Source organism: Streptomyces sp. NPDC002602 (assembly GCF_042889445.1).
GTDB lineage: Bacteria > Actinomycetota > Actinomycetes > Streptomycetales > Streptomycetaceae > Streptomyces.
On record NZ_JBIAQX010000011.1, the window covers coordinates 1 to 16410 of the forward strand.

Here is a 16410-nt window from a genome sequence, read left to right on the forward strand (position 1 = left end):
CCCCGTCACCCCTCTCACAGCAGGCCGCTCAAACAACCACAGCCCGCACTGGTGTTCCATGTCTATCAACCCCGCATTGCTGACTGCAAAGCCAATCGGCGGCGCAACCGCCCAGCTGTTGCGGAATCGCCTGAGCTTGTCACGAGGTTGTGACAAAGGCCCCTCCGGTTACGGGAGATGAGCGACGGGACCCGACCGGGACGGCGACACGGCCAACCCGCCTTCGGCCTCCCGGCGACGTGGCCGAACCCTCGGCCGGGTCCCGCTCGGGATCGCGGCGAGCGCCTCGACCCGGTCGGGAGGGTCGCTCGGGGCTGGTGACACCATGAGTTCGAGGGACGCCAGTCCGTGAGGCACGTTCCGCTGACGTCGGAATCAGGCGCTATGCACCCGTACAGGGGCTTCGTCCCGGGTTACGACCCTCCGCCCCGGGGATGGCCCGCCGGCCGGCAGGAGCGGACACCAACGCCCGGGCCGCCGGCCCCGACGGGCCCTCTCCGCATCCCCGGACCCGCCCAGAGGCATCGTGACAGCCCCCGAGCCACCCCCTCCTCCCGCCCGGCACACACCCGCACCGAGGCCGAGACCGAGAGGACGCGTCGTGGCGCCGCCTCAGGTCCCCGAGTGGGGGCGCCACCTCCGCTTTGCGGAGCCGAATTCGCGCGATCGGCGCCCGCGGCCACGCTCCGTACACCGTCACCGCCACCGTCACCGCGTACCGACGAGCCCGGCCCCCGCCGGCCTGGGGCCGGCGTGGTCCATTCCGGGGCTCCAGGTCTGCCGGAGTCCGGACATGCTTCGCAGGCCGTCGGATGCCATGGTTGATCTCCAAGGACGCATCGGCTGTCGTCTGGGCCCATTCGTCCTCGAACGACCGTGGTGCTTGCCTACCCGCAGTCGCCCAGGATCGGCCCCGAGCCGTCGGGGGTGTGCATGGCCCACAGCATGAACAGCTCCAGCAGGATCGCCGGCACATTGAGCCACACGCTGATGAGGGCCAGGAGCCCCGGCCATGTGTCCCGGAGCCGGACATCGTGGCGTCGGCGGAGCCGCTTGGCGAGCAGTACGCAGACGATCACCGCCGACAGGCCGAGAGCCGGCCCCGCCCACCCGGCGACATGTTCCATTTTCGGGAAGGGCATGTGTCGGCATGCTGCCTGTTGCCGGTCGACCCAGTCCCCGTGGATGACCTGCACGTAGTAGGAACTGACGACGCCGAGAGCGGCCACGACCGGGACGAGCAGCGCCGTGGTGACGGTGCCGGGTGTGACCGGACGCCGCCGCGTGGTGTTGTGGAGCGCGGCGGTGGAGGGGGGAGTTTCCATCAGTACCAATTCGGGTGCGGTCGGACGATGTGGATGCGCTGCTCGCCGTGGTTCCTGGTGGCGACGTGCTCACGGCTGTCCAGGCTCACGTTCTGGAACGAGCTGGTGTGCTGGGTCAGTTTGATGTCGCCGTCAGGGGTCACCGAGGTGACCACGGCAGCGTGATAGATCTCGCCCTGGGGTTCGTCCGGATCGGGAGCCACCTGCTCGTAGAAGATGATGTCGCCGGGACGTGTGTCCGATCTTGTGACTTCCTCGCCGCCGTTACGCAGAAGAAACTCGTTCAACCCTTTGGCCTGTGCCCATGAACGGGAGTGATAGACCCGTTGGTCCACCCAGCCCCAACCCACGCCGCTCTCCCGACCCCAGGTGTTGTCGCCACGGGGCCCCGCCCAAAAATCGAACTTCTTCTGCATCCCTCCGGCCTCAAGGGCCGACGAGGTGAAATTGGCGCAGTTGTTCTCGAACTTCAGATCGTCCTTCTTGTCCCAGTGGTCGAGTGCGTACCGCACCATCTCGACCCGGTCGATCTTGCCGTCGGGTCCGCGCAGTTCGCGCCCGACCTCGGGCGGCAGACCCTTGAGGTCGGCGAGGGTCACGGGGTCGGCCCGCATGAGGTCCTTCTGCTGCTGCGGCGTCAGGCCGTCCCACCAGGTGCGGACGAGGTGCGGATCCTTCCCCACGGGGATGTCCGCCCTGAGGATGTCGAATTCGATGTGCGACGCCTCGACGAGGATCTCGTTGTGCGCCTTCGAGGTGTCGGAGACATTGATGGTCCTCGCGAGCTTGTCCAGTTCGGCGGAGGCTTTCGCGTCCGCCTGGGAGGCTTCGCGCAGGGCCTCCTCGATCAGCCCGTTGACCTCGGATATCCGGCCCAGTTCCTTGGTGTGGGCATCGCGTACGTCCTGCGGGACGTTCGGGCCGACGGGGGCGGCTCCCGTGTACGCACCCACGGCGCGGCCGTCCTCGATGCTCAGCCCGTGCTCGCGCGCCAGCTCGGTCGCGTGGAAGAGGGTGCGCTGGGCGAAGCCCATGGAATGGGCCAGGGCGTCGACCACCATGGCCACACCCTTCATGATGTCGCCGCCGGACTCCAGACGGTTGGCGAGGTCTTCGAGGCGCCGGCCGGCCTGCTTGCCGGTGGCGTCCGCCCAGTGGTCGTCGAGTGGCTTCTTGCCCTGCGCGCGGATGTCCTCGCAGGCGGAAGAGGAACGCCGGGCGAGGTCGACCCAGTCGTCCGCCGCCTTCTGCCACTGGTCCACACGGCAGTCGTACAGGTCGTGATAGGCGACCACGGGTCAGCTCCTCCCGAAGTCGGCAAGGCCGTGCTGAAGCCTGGCGAAGGCGTCCTTCGCCTGGGCGTCCGTGGTGTCGTAGGCGTTGGCCGTGGTGTGGAGGTTGTCGGCCATGGTGTTCATCTGCTTCCCCAGGTCGACCATGTGGTCCTCCCAGGCCGTCGCACAACGCTTCAACGCTGCGGCGGAGGCCCAGCCGTGGTGGCCGGCGGCTGCCGTGTCGCTCGAATCGAGCGACCGGCGAAGGTTGTCCAGTGCCCCTTCGGCGGCCGTGCGGGCTCCCCCTGCACTCTGCCGCACGTAGCGCGTCTTGATGTCTACGTCCACGAAATCCCCCATGAGCGGTTTGAGGGACACCCTAATCTCGATCAGGCGTGCGGAATCGTCAGCGCGACGGCCCGACCGCCGCATCAAGAGGAGGCCGTGACAGCGAGCGATCAGGAACTCGGTGGTACTGGTCCGGTCTTTGCGGCCTGCCGGCGGACTCGCTTCCCAGTGCCGTCGAAGATGCCGGCCTTCCCACCGGCGCCACGATCACGGCGGTCTTCTCGCCCACAGCGGGTGACCCCCGGAAGTCGACTCGGCAGCAACCCGGCGCTCGGTTATGGCAGTTGTGGCCCGTGAACGGCACGCGGGCCCCGGTAGGTCCAGACAAGAAGCGTTCCCCAGGTCGCTGCCGCTCCCAAGGGCACGGACAGGGCACGCGTCCGTTGGGCGACGGGCCCGATGGACATCACGTGCGCGTCCTGTGCGGCCCCGATGCGGCCCGTGCTGACAGTTGGGGGCGAAGACGTGGACCCCGACTCGCGCAGCCGGATGCCGCTCGAAGACGTGCCCCGTCCCTGCCGGGGAAGGCTTCCATCCGCGGAGGCCGGTCTGTGGGCCGGCCCACCCGGGTCCGCTGAGTGGGGGAGCGGCTCAGGTCCCGCCGTTGGGTTGCGGCGGGACCTGTGAGATGGGCTGAGGCGGGTCAGCGGATGGTGACCCGTGACATGTGTGGGGTGTCCGGCGTGGTGGGTGTCAGCCGGCGAGCTGGAGGCGGTGGTCGTTGACGTAGGTGCCGAAGCCGGTGGCGACCTTGTGGAAGTCCTTGAAGCCGTCGCCGGTGCCGGTGCCCAGGGTGAGGCTGCCGTCGGTCTCCACGGCGAGGATGTCGGCCTTGCCGTCGCCGGTGACGTCGCCGAAGCGGAGGCGGTCGTTGCCGACGAAGTCGCCGTATCCGCTGGAGATCGTGTGGTAGTTGGAGAAACCGTCGCCATTGCTCATGGCGAGGGTGAGCGACCCGTTGTTCTCCAGGGCGATCAGGTCCGCTTTGCCGTCACCGGTGACATCGGCCAACTTGAGCCGGCTGCCGGTGACGTACTCGCCGAAACCGGACGCGACCTTGTGGAAGTTGGTGAACCCGTTGCCCGTGCCCACCGCGAGGGTGAGTGATCCGTCGCTCTCCACCGCGAGGGCGTCGGCCTTCCCGTCACCGGTGATGTCGCCGAACTTGAGCCGGCTGTTGTCGACGTACTCGCCGTACCCGCTGGAAATGGTGTGGTAGTCGGTGAAGCCGCTTCCCGTTCCCTTGGCGAGGGTGAGTGTTCCGTTGGTTTCAAGGCCGATCAGGTCGGCCTTGCCGTCGCCGTCCGCGTCGACGTAGTTCAGCCGGTCGGCGTTCGCATGCAGGCTGAAACCGGACGCGATCCTGTGGTAGTTGGTGAACCCGTTGCCCGTGCCGTCGGCGGTGGTGATCGAGCCGTCCGACTCGAGAGCCACCAGGTCGGCCTTCCCGTCACCCGTCAGGTCGCCGCCTCCCGCGTCGGTGATGTTGTCGTAGCGGCGGGGGCTGAAGGTGCCGTGCCCGGAGAAGTACGGGTACGGGATCTGGCGGTGCACCGCTCCCGTGCTGCCGGCCTGCTCGTAGGCGTCGTACCGGGTGTGTTCGGCGTTGGCCCAGCCGTTGAAGATGACGACGTGGCCGGAGGCACCCGGGTCGGGGTTGAGCAAGATGTCACCGGGCTTCAGGGACTCCTTGCCGATGGAGGACGTGAAGTCCAGCAGGGTGCCCGTCGTCTCACCCCAGTTGTTGGCCGAGGAGGACGCGAGGTGCCAGGCCATGGAGACGAAGCCCGAGCAGTCGGTGCGGTAGCGGCCGTTGGAGTCCGAGCGGTAGCTGGTCATGCTGTACGGAACCCCGGCGTCCACCCAGGTTCTGGCCCGCGCTATGACCTCGCCGCGGCTGATCTGACCGCCGGTGCCGGAGTCGGCGCCGGCCTGCGCCTGAGGGGCCGGGAACAGTTGGCCGGGCTTCGCGGTCTTGGTGGCCTTGGCAGCGGCCGCGTCGAGCTGCGCCTTCGTGGCGGTGGTCGGGTTGGGCACGGTCGGCGTGAACGGCGTGATGGTGCCCGAGGGGGTCTGAGCGGTGGTCGAGACAGCCGGCACCGAAGGGGCCTGTGCGGCCTGCGCCGGAACCGTGCCGGTCAGAACGACTGAGGCGAGGCCCGCGGCAAGCAGGGCGGTGGCGGACGAACGGCGCAGCAGGGAGCGGGACATCGAAGACTCCAGAAAGGCATCGGTGGATCGAAGAAGGCGGTGAGTCGGCGGCTGAGCGGGCGTGCGGGCGGGCGGGCGTGCGGACGTGTGCCGGCGCCCTGGGCAGCCCTGATCAGCTCACGGCGAGGAAGGTGTCGTCCGTCGGGACGATGAGGGCGCAGCGGAACGTCGCGCGGCCGCTGCTGAGGATGCGGTCTACGGCAGATGTCGGGAAGGCGTCTGTGTTCTGGGATGCGGCGGCGGTCTCGACGGGCCGGTCATGGGGCCCGTGGCGCCGCCTGCTGGTAGTCCTCGTTCGGGCGGCATGGCGCCGCCGGCGTGACCGATTGTGGAGCCTGCCCCGTGACCAGGGGCCTACGAGTCCCCGGACTTCGGAGTCGACCGGTGAACGGTGAACGGTGAACGGTGACCTGTGAGGTGACCGGTGAACGGTGAGGTGACCGGTGACCGGTGAGGTGACCGGTGTGGGCAGAGCCTGGTCGTGCCCTGCTCCGGGCCGGGCCGGTGCTACCGCCGGCCCGTGCTGTCCGGCACCGCCACCGGCACAACGGACCCGGTGGGCGCCGCGGCTGCCACTCCGGCGGTGCAGGGCGGGGCGATGAAGGCGAGCGTGGGGGCCGCGGTGGCCTGGGCGATACGCATGCGAATCACGAAAGTTCTTCCTTCCCGGGGGCTCCCGGCACGTTGTCGGCCTGCGTCCTCGAACCGGTCGCGTCCCGCGGTGGCGCTTCCGGTCCGAGTGCCTTCCAGACCGGTGTCCGTCTGGCAAGAGCTACTCTCGCCGCAGGTCAGCGCGGGTGGAAGGGCTCCAGGCTGGACGGAAGCGGCAGCGGCCCCTTCAGTCCACCCGCAGCCGCGACCACTCGACGGGGGCAGCGGGACCTCGGTGCTTACGAGGTTCGGCCCCGGAGTTCGGGTGGCCGTTCAGCAGCCGTGCGCACACGGCCCTGGCGTCCGTCTCCGCCCGAGGCAACGGGCCGGCCAGGACGTGGAGACCGATCGCCGGCCCCGGAACCACGTCGGCGTGGACGCCGAATGCGACGCCCTCGGCCATGACGCCGCCTTCCCGTCGGGGCGCGCGGGCCGCGCACCGGACCCGGCGGTCACCCGCGCCCCCGCGCCGTTGTGCGCCTCTGTCAAGAGGGAGTCGCTGCGCCACACTTGGCCGCGGCGTCAGTCAACGGGCCGTAGCGCGCGCTCGGAACGCAGCGCCGCCCAGGCGGCCACGGCGGCCAGGGCCGCGACCCCGGCGAGGGCGAGGCCGCCGGTCAGGGGTGCGGGATCGGACGGGGCCTGATTCCAGAGGTAGAGCTGGTATTGGGCCTCGGCGGGCAGGTTCAGCAGATCGGCGATCCAGCGGTGCGGCAGGAACGGCGCCGCCGGGAGCAGCACGAGTGGCGCGGTCACCAGCAGGGGACCGATGCCGAGCGCGAGGGTCCCGATGACGCTGCGCAGCAGGGCCGCCGCGAGGGCGGCCAGGGAGATGAAGAGGAGTTGGACGAGGAGGGCGGCGGCGATCGCGCCCGCTGCCTGGCCCCAGGTCGCGGACTCGACGGGCAGGGGAGGTGCCGTGTGGACGGCCTTGTCGGCGAACCCGGGGGCCACTGCGCGGGGCCGCACCGGCCACAGCCGGGCGTATGCCGAGGTGCTCAGCCACAGCAGCACGCCGGTGACGATCTGGCTGGCTAGTGACAGGGTGAGTGCGGCGCCGACCTTGCGGGCCCACAGCACCGCGACCCGGTTCTCGAACAGGCGCAGGGCGCTCCAGGTGCCGCCTTCCAGGGTCTGGCCGAGCCCCGTGGCGACGACCACTCCCGTGAGGACGAGACCCAGCAGGGTCGCGAACTGCCATGCCGCGGCTCGCAGCGCCGACGGGAGCGAGGTGAGCGCCGACACCGAGGGGTCGAGCGCCCCGTACGGGGCTCCCGCCATCCAGAGCCGGCCGACGAGCGCCAGGGTCAGCAGCATCACAGCCGCGGTCGCTCCCGATACGGGAGCGGTCCACAGGGCTCGCAGCTCGCCGGCCCAGGCGGTGCCCTCCCCGCGCGTCGGCCGCCGCCGGGTACCGGCCATCAGGCGCGGTCCCGGGTCCGGTTGAGGCGTTCCAGCCCGAGCCAGAGCAGGCCGATGAGGGCCAGGGTCGGCAGGACGCGGAGCAGGACGGGGGCCGTGGAGGGGTCGGTGGAGATCCAGAAGTGGTCCCAGACTCCGTCCACCGCACCGAAGCCGACAAGGTCGGCCAGCGCGCCGCCGGGGAGCCAGGCGCCCAGCCCCGGGACGGCGGAGGTGCGGACCACCAGGACGAGCAGCAGCATCCCGGCGAGGAAGGTGCGCATCGGCTGCCGCAGCAGTGCGCCGAGGGCGACCGCGACGGCTGCGGCCCCGGCCAGCACGGCCGCCCCGGCCAGTACGCCGAGTGCGGTGTCGGCGAGGACGGTGCCGAGGGCGCCGGGCGAAGGCAGCGTGTAGGCGTTGCGGCCGTAGAGCAGGCCGAACGTGGCGGTAATGGCGGCCGACACGCACAGCAGCAGCAAACTCCACGCCCAGACGGCCAGGGCCTTGGCGGCGAGCAGCCTGCTGAGGCGGGACTCGTAGAGGAGGAGCGGCACGATGCTGCCCCGGCTCCACTCGCCGGCGACGGAGAAGGCCGCCAGCATGACGAGGAGCGCGAGCCCGGGAATGGACGTCAGCAGCCGTACGGTCCACAGCAGCGAGCCCACCGGGTGCTGGGCGTGCGCGGCCCGGACTGCTTCAGCGGTGAACCTGTCCTGGATCCGCTCCAGCCCGACGGCCTGCAGGGGCGCTTCGGAGAGGCACTTGGCCTTCTGCTCCGGGGTGTTCTGCGCGGAATCACACGAGCGGGGGAGGTAGTCGAGGTTGGCCTGCACCTGCGTGATGTTGTACGAGGCCATGTTCTGGCTCACCCAGGCGCAGTAGAGGGAGCCGAAGACGAACAGCGTGGCGAGGGTGAGGGCGAGCGGGTGCCGCAGCAGCCGCCGGGTCTCCGCCCGGACGAGGCGGTTCACTGGTGGCCGCCGGTCCCGACGAGCCCGAAGAACCAGTCCTCGAAGGCGGCCGGACCGCTTTCCGGGTCGTAGCCGAGCGCGTCGAGAGTGCCGGCGGCGACGACGCGGCCCTGGGCGAGCATGATCACGCGGTGGCAGATCCGCTGGATCTCGTCGAGTTGGTGGCTGGAGACGAGGACGGCGGCCCCGCGCGCGGCCTCCTCGGCCACGATCCGCCGCACCATGCGCAGTCCCTCGGGGTCGAGCCCGTTGGTGGGCTCGTCGAGGATCAGCAGATCGGGCTGCTTGAGCAGCGCCGCGGCGATGGCCAGCCGCTGCCGCATGCCCTGCGAGTACGTCCCGAGGCGGCGGTCGGCGGCGCCGGTCAGCCCGACGCGTTCGAGCGTACGGGCGATCCGTCCGCCGTCGGGAAGCCCGGCGGTGTCGAGCAGGGTGCGCAGCATGGCGCGTCCGGTGGACCACCGGTGGAAGGCGGGCGCGTCGAGCGCGGCCCCGAGCCGGTCGAGCTGCCGCGGCCGCATGGGCAGGGACTCCCCGAACAGCAGCACCTCACCGGAATCGGGCGTGGACAGCCCGGTGATCACCCGCATCAGGGTGGTCTTGCCGGCGCCGTTGAGCCCGAGGAGGCCGACGATCTCGCCGGCCTCCAGGCTGAGATGAACCCCTCCCAGCACGGAGTGCTTCCGGAAGCTCTTGGTCACTTGGTGACAGGAAAGGACGATCATCGCCTGAGATTACTTCCAGTTGTAGACGACGCGATCCGACAAGCGGACGAAGTGCGCTGCGTTGTTCGCCCACTTGTAGTACTTGCCGTCGGGGGCGTTGCCGAACTCCTTCCAGAACGCCGCTCCGGCACGGTGGACGTTCCCGCCGCCCCCGGGGGCCCGGGGGCCTTGGAGCTGGGGTCCTCCCGCCCACAATCAAGCAGCGGGGGCGCACGGAGGCTTGCCGGCCATGCGGCGCGAGGTATTGAACTTGTCGTACGCGCCCCCCCCCCGTGTGCCACGACGTGTGGACGACGACGTGTGGACCACGTCGAACTGACCTGGCGAGGTACCGGCCTGACGCTCGTCCTATCCCGCCGGCCGGCACCAGCGATGGTTTGGGTCACTGCTGTGTCCGGGGTCCGGGTGCAGTGCCGGGAAGAAGGAGGGGCGCCGTTCCCGCGTACGACGTTCGGGCGCAAGTGGGCAGTCCTCGGAGAAGGCCGCATTGACCTACCAACACTCGGACCACGAGCGGCAGAAGGGGGTCGCCGGGGGCCTGGACGGGATGGTGCAGGGCGCCCGGAAGGGGGCCGCCGAGCAGGCCGCTCAGGAGTCAAGTGGTGCGCAAGTGGTGCGGAACTCCTGAGCAGGTCCAGACAACGACGAAGCCCCAGGTCGCTGACCTGGGGCTTCGTGGAAGAGCGGATGACGGCAATCGAACCCGCGCTATAAGCTTGGGAATCACCACCGTCCAACTGGATCATCCCGTCTCTGACCTGCGGGAACATGCTCTGGTGGCATTCATCCCGCAGGCTCGTGTGCCCCGTGTAGACCGCTGTTGTCCGTCCTGAGGCGCACGGTTGGGGCACGTGCTGCGGACCAACCATTCCTACCCCGCGACTACCCACCGGGCGGTGGCGACCGCTCCCAGGGACACGATTGGGGCTCAGAGCGCTGGGGGTCCCCCACCCTGCGGAGACTCGTTTGATCGAGCCGGTCTGGCCACGATCTACTCAACCCGGCGTCGTTGTCAGTGCCTCCCCCTAAGGTCACCGCATGACGACGTTCCGTTCCGGTTCTACGCTCTGGCAGATGGTCAGCGGGGCACGGGAGCTCACTGAGCACCCGAGCGTGCTGGAGCGCATCGATGCAGTGCTGCGCATCATGGGTCCTGCCTTCGGCGGGACCGGGTACGGCAAGGGCAGGCCGTTGGTGAACGCCTTGGAGGATGTTGCCCAAGAGTCGCTCCTGCTCGGAGACTTCGCTCTTGCGCAGCGGTTCCAGCGCTTCGCCGCCTACGCCGGCGGCGAACTGTTCCTCGAAATCCTGGAAAACTACTACGACGAGAGTGCTCGGCATCGTAGCGAGGAAGGCATACGCAGGCTGGTGGCCATGGGCGCTGATCGAGCGGTGGCCGTTCTGGACGCCCTCTCCAAGGACAATCCCGATGCGACGGTGGCCGATGCGCGGGACCTCTTTCGCGGTATAGCCCTGTCCGTCGACCACTTGGGCCTCGGTACGGGGGAGGGTGGGATTCGGCTGCCCACTCGAGAGAGGAAGCGACTCCAGCAGTACGGGCACATGGAGCTGGTCCTGAGGAACCTACCGCGACCGGCCTCCACCGAGGCAGCGCGGATGGTGGGCGACTTCCTCGCGGATACCGACGCGGGGTTGCTTGCTCAGTTGCTGGAGCTAAAGGCCCGGCGAGCGGGTCTCGACGCTCTGCGTGCTGTGGTGGAGGACGAGACGAGTTCGGAGAGCGCCCTCCACGCCCGTCTGAAGAATCAGGAGTGGATCTTCGGCGGTGCCTACGTGGCAGAACTGGCGCGTAGGCAGTACACCGCGGACACGATTCTGGATATCCCGCTTCTGCGTGGTGATGGGTCTCTTCACGTGGTGGAACTCAAGCGTGCCAACATCAAGGATCTGGTGATTCGCCGCAGCGGCCACCTCATGTTGGGTGCCGCGGTCCACCACGCGGTGTCGCAGGCGCAGAACTACCTACGCACCATGGACGAGAATCGCAAGGCCATCTTCGCGGACCATGGAGTCGATACCCGTAGAGCCTCGGCAACGGTTGTGATCGGGCACCCGCGATTTGTCAGTGGGGATATCACCCCCCAGGACATTGCGGAGACACTCCGCACCTACAACACACACGCGGTACGCATTGAAGTGATCACGTACGAAACCCTGCTGGAGTCAGCAGCCCGGATGCTGGCCCTCGCGTCGGCGCAGCAGGATCCTGACCAGAGCGAGGAGCCCACGGCATGACCGAAGGCAACCGGCCTGCGATCGAACAGCTGCTGGCCCGCTTGTGCGGTGGCGTGATTACAGGCAAGGACTACGTCGGCTACTTCCTCAACGAGCATGGAGAAGAGCTCGTCTTCGCCCAGCGCCAGGGAGAGAAGACCGCCCGGTTCTGGCACAGCGACGCCGACTGGCAGATGTTCCGCGTCGGCGACCACTCAGTACGGGTCGGCAGCGTGATGGACGGGGTGATCACCGTCAGCGACCTGATCATCGATCGCAATGAGGCGACATGGCTGTCCTCATGCCTTGCTGCCTCCCGCCACCTGCGTCAGAAGCACGGCTGACACGTCGCTCGGAGGATGGGCAACGACGAAGCCCCAGGTCGCTGACCTGGGGCTTTGTTATGGAGCGGATGACGGGAATCGAACCCGCGCTATAAGCTTGGGAAGCTCATGTTCTACCATTAAACTACATCCGCACGGTGGTCCATTTGTCTGGAGCCGTATCGTGGCACACTCTACCCCATGATCGACCCCCGGTGAATTTGCCGCGGGGTCTTCGTTGTGTGTGGGGTGCAGCGAGGCGCGTACGAGGGGGAGTTGGGGCGTACCGTGGGGGTTCGGAGCGGCGGCTGGAGTGGGTCCCGGTCATCCCTTAATGTGGCGATTCGTCTCAGTATGGCTGGTTGGGGAAAGGGACTCGATGGAGCACACCGTCGTCCGTTGTGCCGAAGGGCATGTATTCAGCACCGCTTCGTTTCCGCTGCAGCACCTCGGTGCCGGACGGATCGGGCCCGGGCGGCTGCTGCGGTGCCCGCGGTGCGCGCGGCTGAGGCATGCCGTGCCCGTCGGCGGCGCGAAGCGATAGTCGCGAGGTCGCTAGGTCGTCGGCCTCGCGCGGACCTCGCGAGGTCCGCGGGGCGTCGGCAGGCGCGCGGGGGGCCGCTCTCGATTGGGGGTGGCCCGTGCGCTCTGCGTATCCTCGGGGCGTGCTTCTCTCTGACAAAGACATCCGGGCCGAGATCGACAGCGGACGGGTTCGCATCGACCCGTTCGACGAGTCGATGGTGCAGCCCTCCAGCATCGATGTACGTCTCGACCGGTTCTTCCGGGTCTTCGAGAACCACCGCTACGCGCACATCGACCCCGCCACCGAGCAGCCGGATCTGACCCGGATGGTCGAGCCGGACGGCGACGAGGCGTTCATTCTTCACCCGGGCGAGTTCGTGCTCGCCTCCACGTACGAGGTCATCTCGCTGCCCGACGACATCGCCTCCCGGCTGGAGGGGAAGTCCAGTCTGGGACGCCTCGGTCTGGTGACGCATTCGACGGCCGGGTTCATCGACCCCGGGTTCTCCGGTCACGTGACCCTGGAGCTGTCGAACCTCGCGACGCTGCCGATCAAGCTGTGGCCCGGCATGAAGATCGGGCAGTTGTGCCTGTTCCGGCTCAGCTCCCCCGCGGAGTTCCCGTACGGGAGCGAGCGGTACGGATCCCGTTACCAGGGGCAGCGCGGCCCGACCGCCTCGCGCTCCTTCCAGAACTTCCACCGCACCCAGGTGAGGCACGAGGCATGAGCGACGTACGCGAGAACCTGAACTACGAGGGTTTCGGTCGCGCCGTGCGCGAGCTGGCGCAGACGATCGCCGATGACGGCTACGAGCCGGACATCATCCTGAGCATCGCCCGCGGCGGCGTGTTCGTGGCCGGCGGCCTGGCGTACGCGCTCGACTGCAAGAACATCCACCTCGTCAACGTGGAGTTCTACACGGGCGTGGGCACCACCCTGGAGATGCCGGTCATGCTGGCGCCGGTGCCCGAGGCGATCGACTTCACGAACAAGAAGGTCCTCATCGCCGATGACGTGGCCGACACCGGGAAGACGCTCAAGCTCGTCCACGACTTCTGCCTCGGCCATGTCGCCGAGGTGCGCTCCGCGGTCATCTACGAGAAGTCGCACTCGCTCGTGAAGTGCGAGTACGTGTGGAAGAAGACCGACGAGTGGATCAACTTCCCGTGGTCGGTCGAGCCGCCCGTGGTCAAGCGCGAGGGTCAGATCCTCGACGCCTGACACCCGGCGTCGTGAGGTGACACGGCAGTGATCGCGGGGCCGGGCGGACAGCGCCCGGCCCCGTTGTCGTGTCGTCGTCCCGAGGCCGGTTCCCGTCCGACAGCCACTGGGAGAGACATGCACACCGCCACGGCCCCCTTCACGCTGCGGGTGTGGAAGGAGGGGGAGGGGTACGAGCGCCGCACGGGCTGGCACGGCGCCTCGACGGAGTTCGGCGAGATCACGGTGCTCCTCCCGAGGGCCGCCTTCGCCGACACCCTCACGAGCGAGGTGCGCGGCGGCCGGATCCCCTCCGCGCGGTTCTCGGCGAGCGGGCTCCACACGCAGGTCATGACCCGGCCGAGCCTGAACGGCGCGCGGCTGACCGTCGCCGACGCCACGGTGTACATGACGAGGAACCGGTGGGCGCTGACGCGCCGGGGCCGATCGCTGCGCCTGAGGTGCATGGGGGACTCGTACCGGCTGACCGCGATCAGCCGCAAGGAGTACGAGCTGACCAGGGAGCGGGACTCCGAGGACCCCGGCGCCACCGTCCGCGTCCGGCAGTCCGGCATGGGCAAGGGGCGACGGTTGACGATCAGCGTCACGGGTCGGGCCCTCGGCACCGACATCACGCTCGCGGCGCTCTTCGGCGCGGTCGACCGCGCCGTCCTCACCCGGCGCGGCGCCGTGAGGGCCGGGTTCGCGCGGGCCTTGGGCTTTTACGGGGAGAGCGCCCACTGACGGCGGGCGCCGTCCGCTGGGGCGCCGTCCTCGGGGGCGCCGTCCGCGTACGAAGGGGCCCGGCGCGCGGTGTGCGCGCCGGGCCCCTTCCGCTCGTACCGGGGGACGGCTGTCAGATCGTGCCCAGCTTGATGATGGACAGCAGGGCGACCAGTTGGATCGCGGAGGCGCCCAGCGCCTTCGGCCACGGCAGGTCGTGCGACTTGCTGACCAGCGAGGTGAACAGCGCGCCGGCGGCCAGCCACGTGATCCAGCCCAGGACCTGGACGACGATGTTGTCGCCGCCGAGGAAGATCGCGAACAGCAGGCGCGGGGCGTCGGTGACGGACATGACCAGCATCGACAGGCCGACCGTGGGCTGCCACGCGCCGTCGCCGCCCAGTTGGCGGGCCAGCGTGTGCGTGACGGCGCCCAGGATCATGCCGCAGAGCACGAACGCCACGGCGGCGCTGAGGACGACCGGGACGGCGTTGGCCAGGGTGGCCTTGATGACGTCCTCGCGGGTGTCGTCGAGGCCGAAGACCGCGAGGAGACCGTAGATGAAGGTCACGATCAGCGCCGGACCCCATACGGGGTAGTCGCGCATCTGGAGGAACGTCGGCCCCGGCCGCATCACGATGCCGCGCAGGAGCTCCTTCCAGGGCAGCCGCGGACCCGCCGGGGCCGCCGCGCCCGCGTGGTACGTCGCGCCCTGGTTGTACGGGTCCTCGCCGATGGAGAAGGCCTGGGTGAAGCCCGGGTTGTTCGCGTACGAGGACTCGTGCGGCGGTTGCTGCTGCCCGTGGTGCGGCTGCTGCTGTTGTCCGTACGGGTCGAAGTACTCGGGCTCGCCGTGATCCCCGTTGGCGCCCTGCTGCGGCCACTGCTGCTGCGGTGGCGGCCCGCCGGCAGGCGGGTAGGGCTGTCGGCCGTACGGTGCCTGCTGCGGTTGCTGCTGACCGTACGGCTGCTGCCGCGGGGGTTGCGGGGGTTGTTGCGGGGTGCGGTTGTTGTCCCGGCCGCGTCCGATCCTGAATCCAGCCACGTGATCGAAAGTACCTGCTCCGGCGGGTGTTGGTGGTCGGGCGGCCGGAACAGCGGGCCTTTGCGGCTGACCTGTGACATCCCCTAGGGGAACCCCGGGGGGTTCTCCCCACCCCTGGGGTCGGTGGGGTTTACGTGGCTGAGGGGCAGTCTGCGGAGGTTCGTTACGTTCTCTACTGAATGCGGAGATATGGGACCCGTAGCTTCGTGAGGGTCGCCGCCACGCACCACGCACCACGCCTCACGAACGCAGAACGAGCACGGAAAGAGTCCCCCCATGCGCAGCCCCCGCCGTACCCCCCTCCGTACCGCCGCCGTCCTCGCCGGGACGACCGCCGTCCTGGTGCTCCCGGTGGGGGCCGCCTTCGCGGACTCCCCGGCGGTACCGGAACCGCGGGTGCTGCCCGGTGTGGAGCGGCCGGCCGCGGACCGGCCGATCACCCCGCCCACCGCGCCGTCCTCGAAGCCGGCCCGCGGGTACGTCACCACCGCCAGGCTGGCGGACGGCTCGGTGGCCAAGATCTACGAGATCGGCGTCGGCCAGGTCGAGGCGGACGTCTTCGCCGGCTCCACCAGGCTGGGCACGCTGGCCGGCAGGGACGGACGGCCCGCGTACGGGCAGTACAACGGCCTGCACATCACCCTCTACCCCAACGGCACCGTGAGCTCGTGGATCGAGGACGCGCCGAAGCCGCAGCCGAAGCCGCAGCCGAAGCCGCAGCCGAAGCCCGAGGTCGTGCAGGAGAGCGCCGCGCGGATCGTCATGCCGGACGGGAACGTCGCGGAGGCGGTGTACGGCGCGCACGGCGACCGCGTGGACCTGTCCACGGCGAACGGGCACCGGCTGGGCACGATCGACCTGAAGGACCCGAACGCGCTGAACGACGGCTGGATGTACAAGCTCGTTCGGGACGGCCGGCACGTCCTGAAGTTCGTGGTCATCGACGTCAGGAGCGGTGGCAACAGCTGGGTGTACGACTTCGACAGCGGCAGGCTGATCGAGCGGTACACGGTCGCGACCGGCAAGTAGAGCGCCGCCGGCGCCGCCAGGAAACGACGGAACGGCCGGTCCCCCGAGTGGGGGCCGGCCGTTCCTGTGGGTGTACCTACGCCTACTTGGCAGCCTCGGGCTTCGCCTCTTCCGCCGCGGGCTCGGCGTCGCCCTTCTCGGCGGGCTCCGCTTCGGCCTTCGCGTCGGCGTCCGTCTCGCCCTTCGGCGCGGCTTCGACCTCGGCCTCGGACGCCGCCGGCGCCTCGGGCTTCGTCTCGACCTCGGGCTCGACCTTGGGCTCGGGCGCGGCCTTGGTGTCGGCCTCAGGCGCGGACGCCTCCGGCTTCGCCTCGGCCTCAGGCGCGGACGCCTCCGGCTTCGGCTCAGCCTCGACGGCCGCTTCCGCCGTCTCCGTTTCCCCGGCGGCCTTGGCCTCCGCCTCGTCGGCCTTCGCCTTGG

The 16410-nt window shown here is 69.4% G+C and carries 17 protein-coding genes and 1 tRNA gene; 6 read left to right on the plus strand and 12 right to left on the minus strand.

The annotated features are described in order from the left end of the window. Nucleotides 1-887: 887 nt before the first annotated feature. The 10 genes from ACFYW3_RS25435 to ACFYW3_RS25480 all read right to left on the minus strand — a co-directional run bounded on the left by ACFYW3_RS25435 (nucleotide 888) and on the right by ACFYW3_RS25480 (nucleotide 9104). Complete coding sequence (locus ACFYW3_RS25435) at nucleotides 888-1325, minus strand: hypothetical protein (RefSeq protein ID WP_351749662.1); 438 nt, start codon at nucleotides 1323-1325, stop codon at nucleotides 888-890. After that, the gene (locus ACFYW3_RS25440) at nucleotides 1325-2620 is read right to left on the minus strand and encodes an amidase domain-containing protein (RefSeq protein WP_389387434.1); all 1296 of its coding nucleotides are present in this window, start codon (nucleotides 2618-2620) and stop codon (nucleotides 1325-1327) included. Before ACFYW3_RS25440 ends, ACFYW3_RS25435 begins: the two co-directional genes overlap by 1 nt. A gap of 3 nt (nucleotides 2621-2623) precedes the next feature. Further along, the gene (locus ACFYW3_RS25445) at nucleotides 2624-2947 is read right to left on the minus strand and encodes a type VII secretion target (protein WP_351749658.1); all 324 of its coding nucleotides are present in this window, start codon (nucleotides 2945-2947) and stop codon (nucleotides 2624-2626) included. Nucleotides 2948-3640: 693 nt separating this feature from the next. Beyond that, the gene (locus tag ACFYW3_RS25450) at nucleotides 3641-5158 is read right to left on the minus strand and encodes an FG-GAP-like repeat-containing protein (RefSeq protein WP_389387435.1); all 1518 of its coding nucleotides are present in this window, start codon (nucleotides 5156-5158) and stop codon (nucleotides 3641-3643) included. Nucleotides 5159-5665: 507 nt separating this feature from the next. Further along, entirely contained in the window at nucleotides 5666-5809 is a 144-nt protein-coding gene (locus tag ACFYW3_RS25455; RefSeq protein WP_389387436.1) for a hypothetical protein, read from the minus strand. A 187-nt stretch (nucleotides 5810-5996) separates the two neighbouring features. Next, nucleotides 5997-6212, minus strand: a complete 216-nt coding sequence (locus tag ACFYW3_RS25460; protein ID WP_389387437.1) for a hypothetical protein — start codon at nucleotides 6210-6212, stop codon at nucleotides 5997-5999. A 119-nt stretch (nucleotides 6213-6331) separates the two neighbouring features. Then, nucleotides 6332-7231 (minus strand): hypothetical protein, encoded by a 900-nt coding sequence (locus tag ACFYW3_RS25465; RefSeq protein ID WP_389387438.1) that lies wholly within the window; start codon nucleotides 7229-7231, stop codon nucleotides 6332-6334. After that, nucleotides 7231-8184, minus strand: coding sequence for a hypothetical protein (locus ACFYW3_RS25470; protein ID WP_389387439.1), 954 nt, complete (start codon nucleotides 8182-8184; stop codon nucleotides 7231-7233). Before ACFYW3_RS25470 ends, ACFYW3_RS25465 begins: the two co-directional genes overlap by 1 nt. Further along, nucleotides 8181-8885 (minus strand): ABC transporter ATP-binding protein, encoded by a 705-nt coding sequence (locus ACFYW3_RS25475; RefSeq protein ID WP_389387440.1) that lies wholly within the window; start codon nucleotides 8883-8885, stop codon nucleotides 8181-8183. Before ACFYW3_RS25475 ends, ACFYW3_RS25470 begins: the two co-directional genes overlap by 4 nt. Nucleotides 8886-8918: 33 nt before the next feature. Continuing rightward, on the minus strand, nucleotides 8919-9104 hold the full coding sequence (locus ACFYW3_RS25480; protein WP_389387441.1) for a hypothetical protein: 186 nt from the start codon (nucleotides 9102-9104) through the stop codon (nucleotides 8919-8921). An 843-nt stretch (nucleotides 9105-9947) separates the two neighbouring features. Here ACFYW3_RS25480 and ACFYW3_RS25485 point away from each other — a divergent pair. Both ACFYW3_RS25485 and ACFYW3_RS25490 read left to right on the plus strand, forming a co-directional pair. After that, nucleotides 9948-11165: a Shedu anti-phage system protein SduA domain-containing protein gene (locus ACFYW3_RS25485; protein WP_389387442.1), complete on the plus strand. Its 1218-nt coding sequence runs from the start codon at nucleotides 9948-9950 to the stop codon at nucleotides 11163-11165. Continuing rightward, a complete protein-coding gene (locus ACFYW3_RS25490) occupies nucleotides 11162-11488 on the plus strand; it encodes a hypothetical protein (protein WP_389387443.1) in 327 nt (108 codons plus the stop codon). Before ACFYW3_RS25485 ends, ACFYW3_RS25490 begins: the two co-directional genes overlap by 4 nt. Before the next feature lie 60 nt (nucleotides 11489-11548). Here the strand turns inward: ACFYW3_RS25490 and ACFYW3_RS25495 are convergent. Next, nucleotides 11549-11622, minus strand: a tRNA-Gly gene (locus ACFYW3_RS25495). A 510-nt stretch (nucleotides 11623-12132) separates the two neighbouring features. Here ACFYW3_RS25495 and dcd point away from each other — a divergent pair. The 3 genes from dcd (at nucleotide 12133) to ACFYW3_RS25510 (ending at nucleotide 13937) form a co-directional block, all read left to right on the plus strand. Continuing rightward, nucleotides 12133-12720 carry a dCTP deaminase gene (gene dcd / locus ACFYW3_RS25500; protein ID WP_351372113.1) on the plus strand — a complete coding sequence of 196 codons (588 nt, stop codon included), beginning with the start codon at nucleotides 12133-12135 and terminating at the stop codon, nucleotides 12718-12720. Next, nucleotides 12717-13214, plus strand: a complete 498-nt coding sequence (locus ACFYW3_RS25505; RefSeq protein WP_267797316.1) for a phosphoribosyltransferase — start codon at nucleotides 12717-12719, stop codon at nucleotides 13212-13214. Before dcd ends, ACFYW3_RS25505 begins: the two co-directional genes overlap by 4 nt. A gap of 117 nt (nucleotides 13215-13331) precedes the next feature. Further along, a complete protein-coding gene (locus ACFYW3_RS25510; RefSeq protein ID WP_389387444.1) occupies nucleotides 13332-13937 on the plus strand; it encodes a hypothetical protein in 606 nt (201 codons plus the stop codon). A gap of 112 nt (nucleotides 13938-14049) precedes the next feature. On the opposite strand, the gene ACFYW3_RS25515 is transcribed toward ACFYW3_RS25510, so the two are convergent. Then, nucleotides 14050-14961 (minus strand): Yip1 family protein, encoded by a 912-nt coding sequence (locus ACFYW3_RS25515; protein ID WP_351749614.1) that lies wholly within the window; start codon nucleotides 14959-14961, stop codon nucleotides 14050-14052. A 276-nt stretch (nucleotides 14962-15237) separates the two neighbouring features. Between ACFYW3_RS25515 and ACFYW3_RS25520 the strand changes: the two genes are divergently transcribed. Continuing rightward, the gene (locus ACFYW3_RS25520; RefSeq protein ID WP_389387445.1) at nucleotides 15238-15990 is read left to right on the plus strand and encodes a hypothetical protein; all 753 of its coding nucleotides are present in this window, start codon (nucleotides 15238-15240) and stop codon (nucleotides 15988-15990) included. Nucleotides 15991-16410 lie beyond the last annotated feature (420 nt).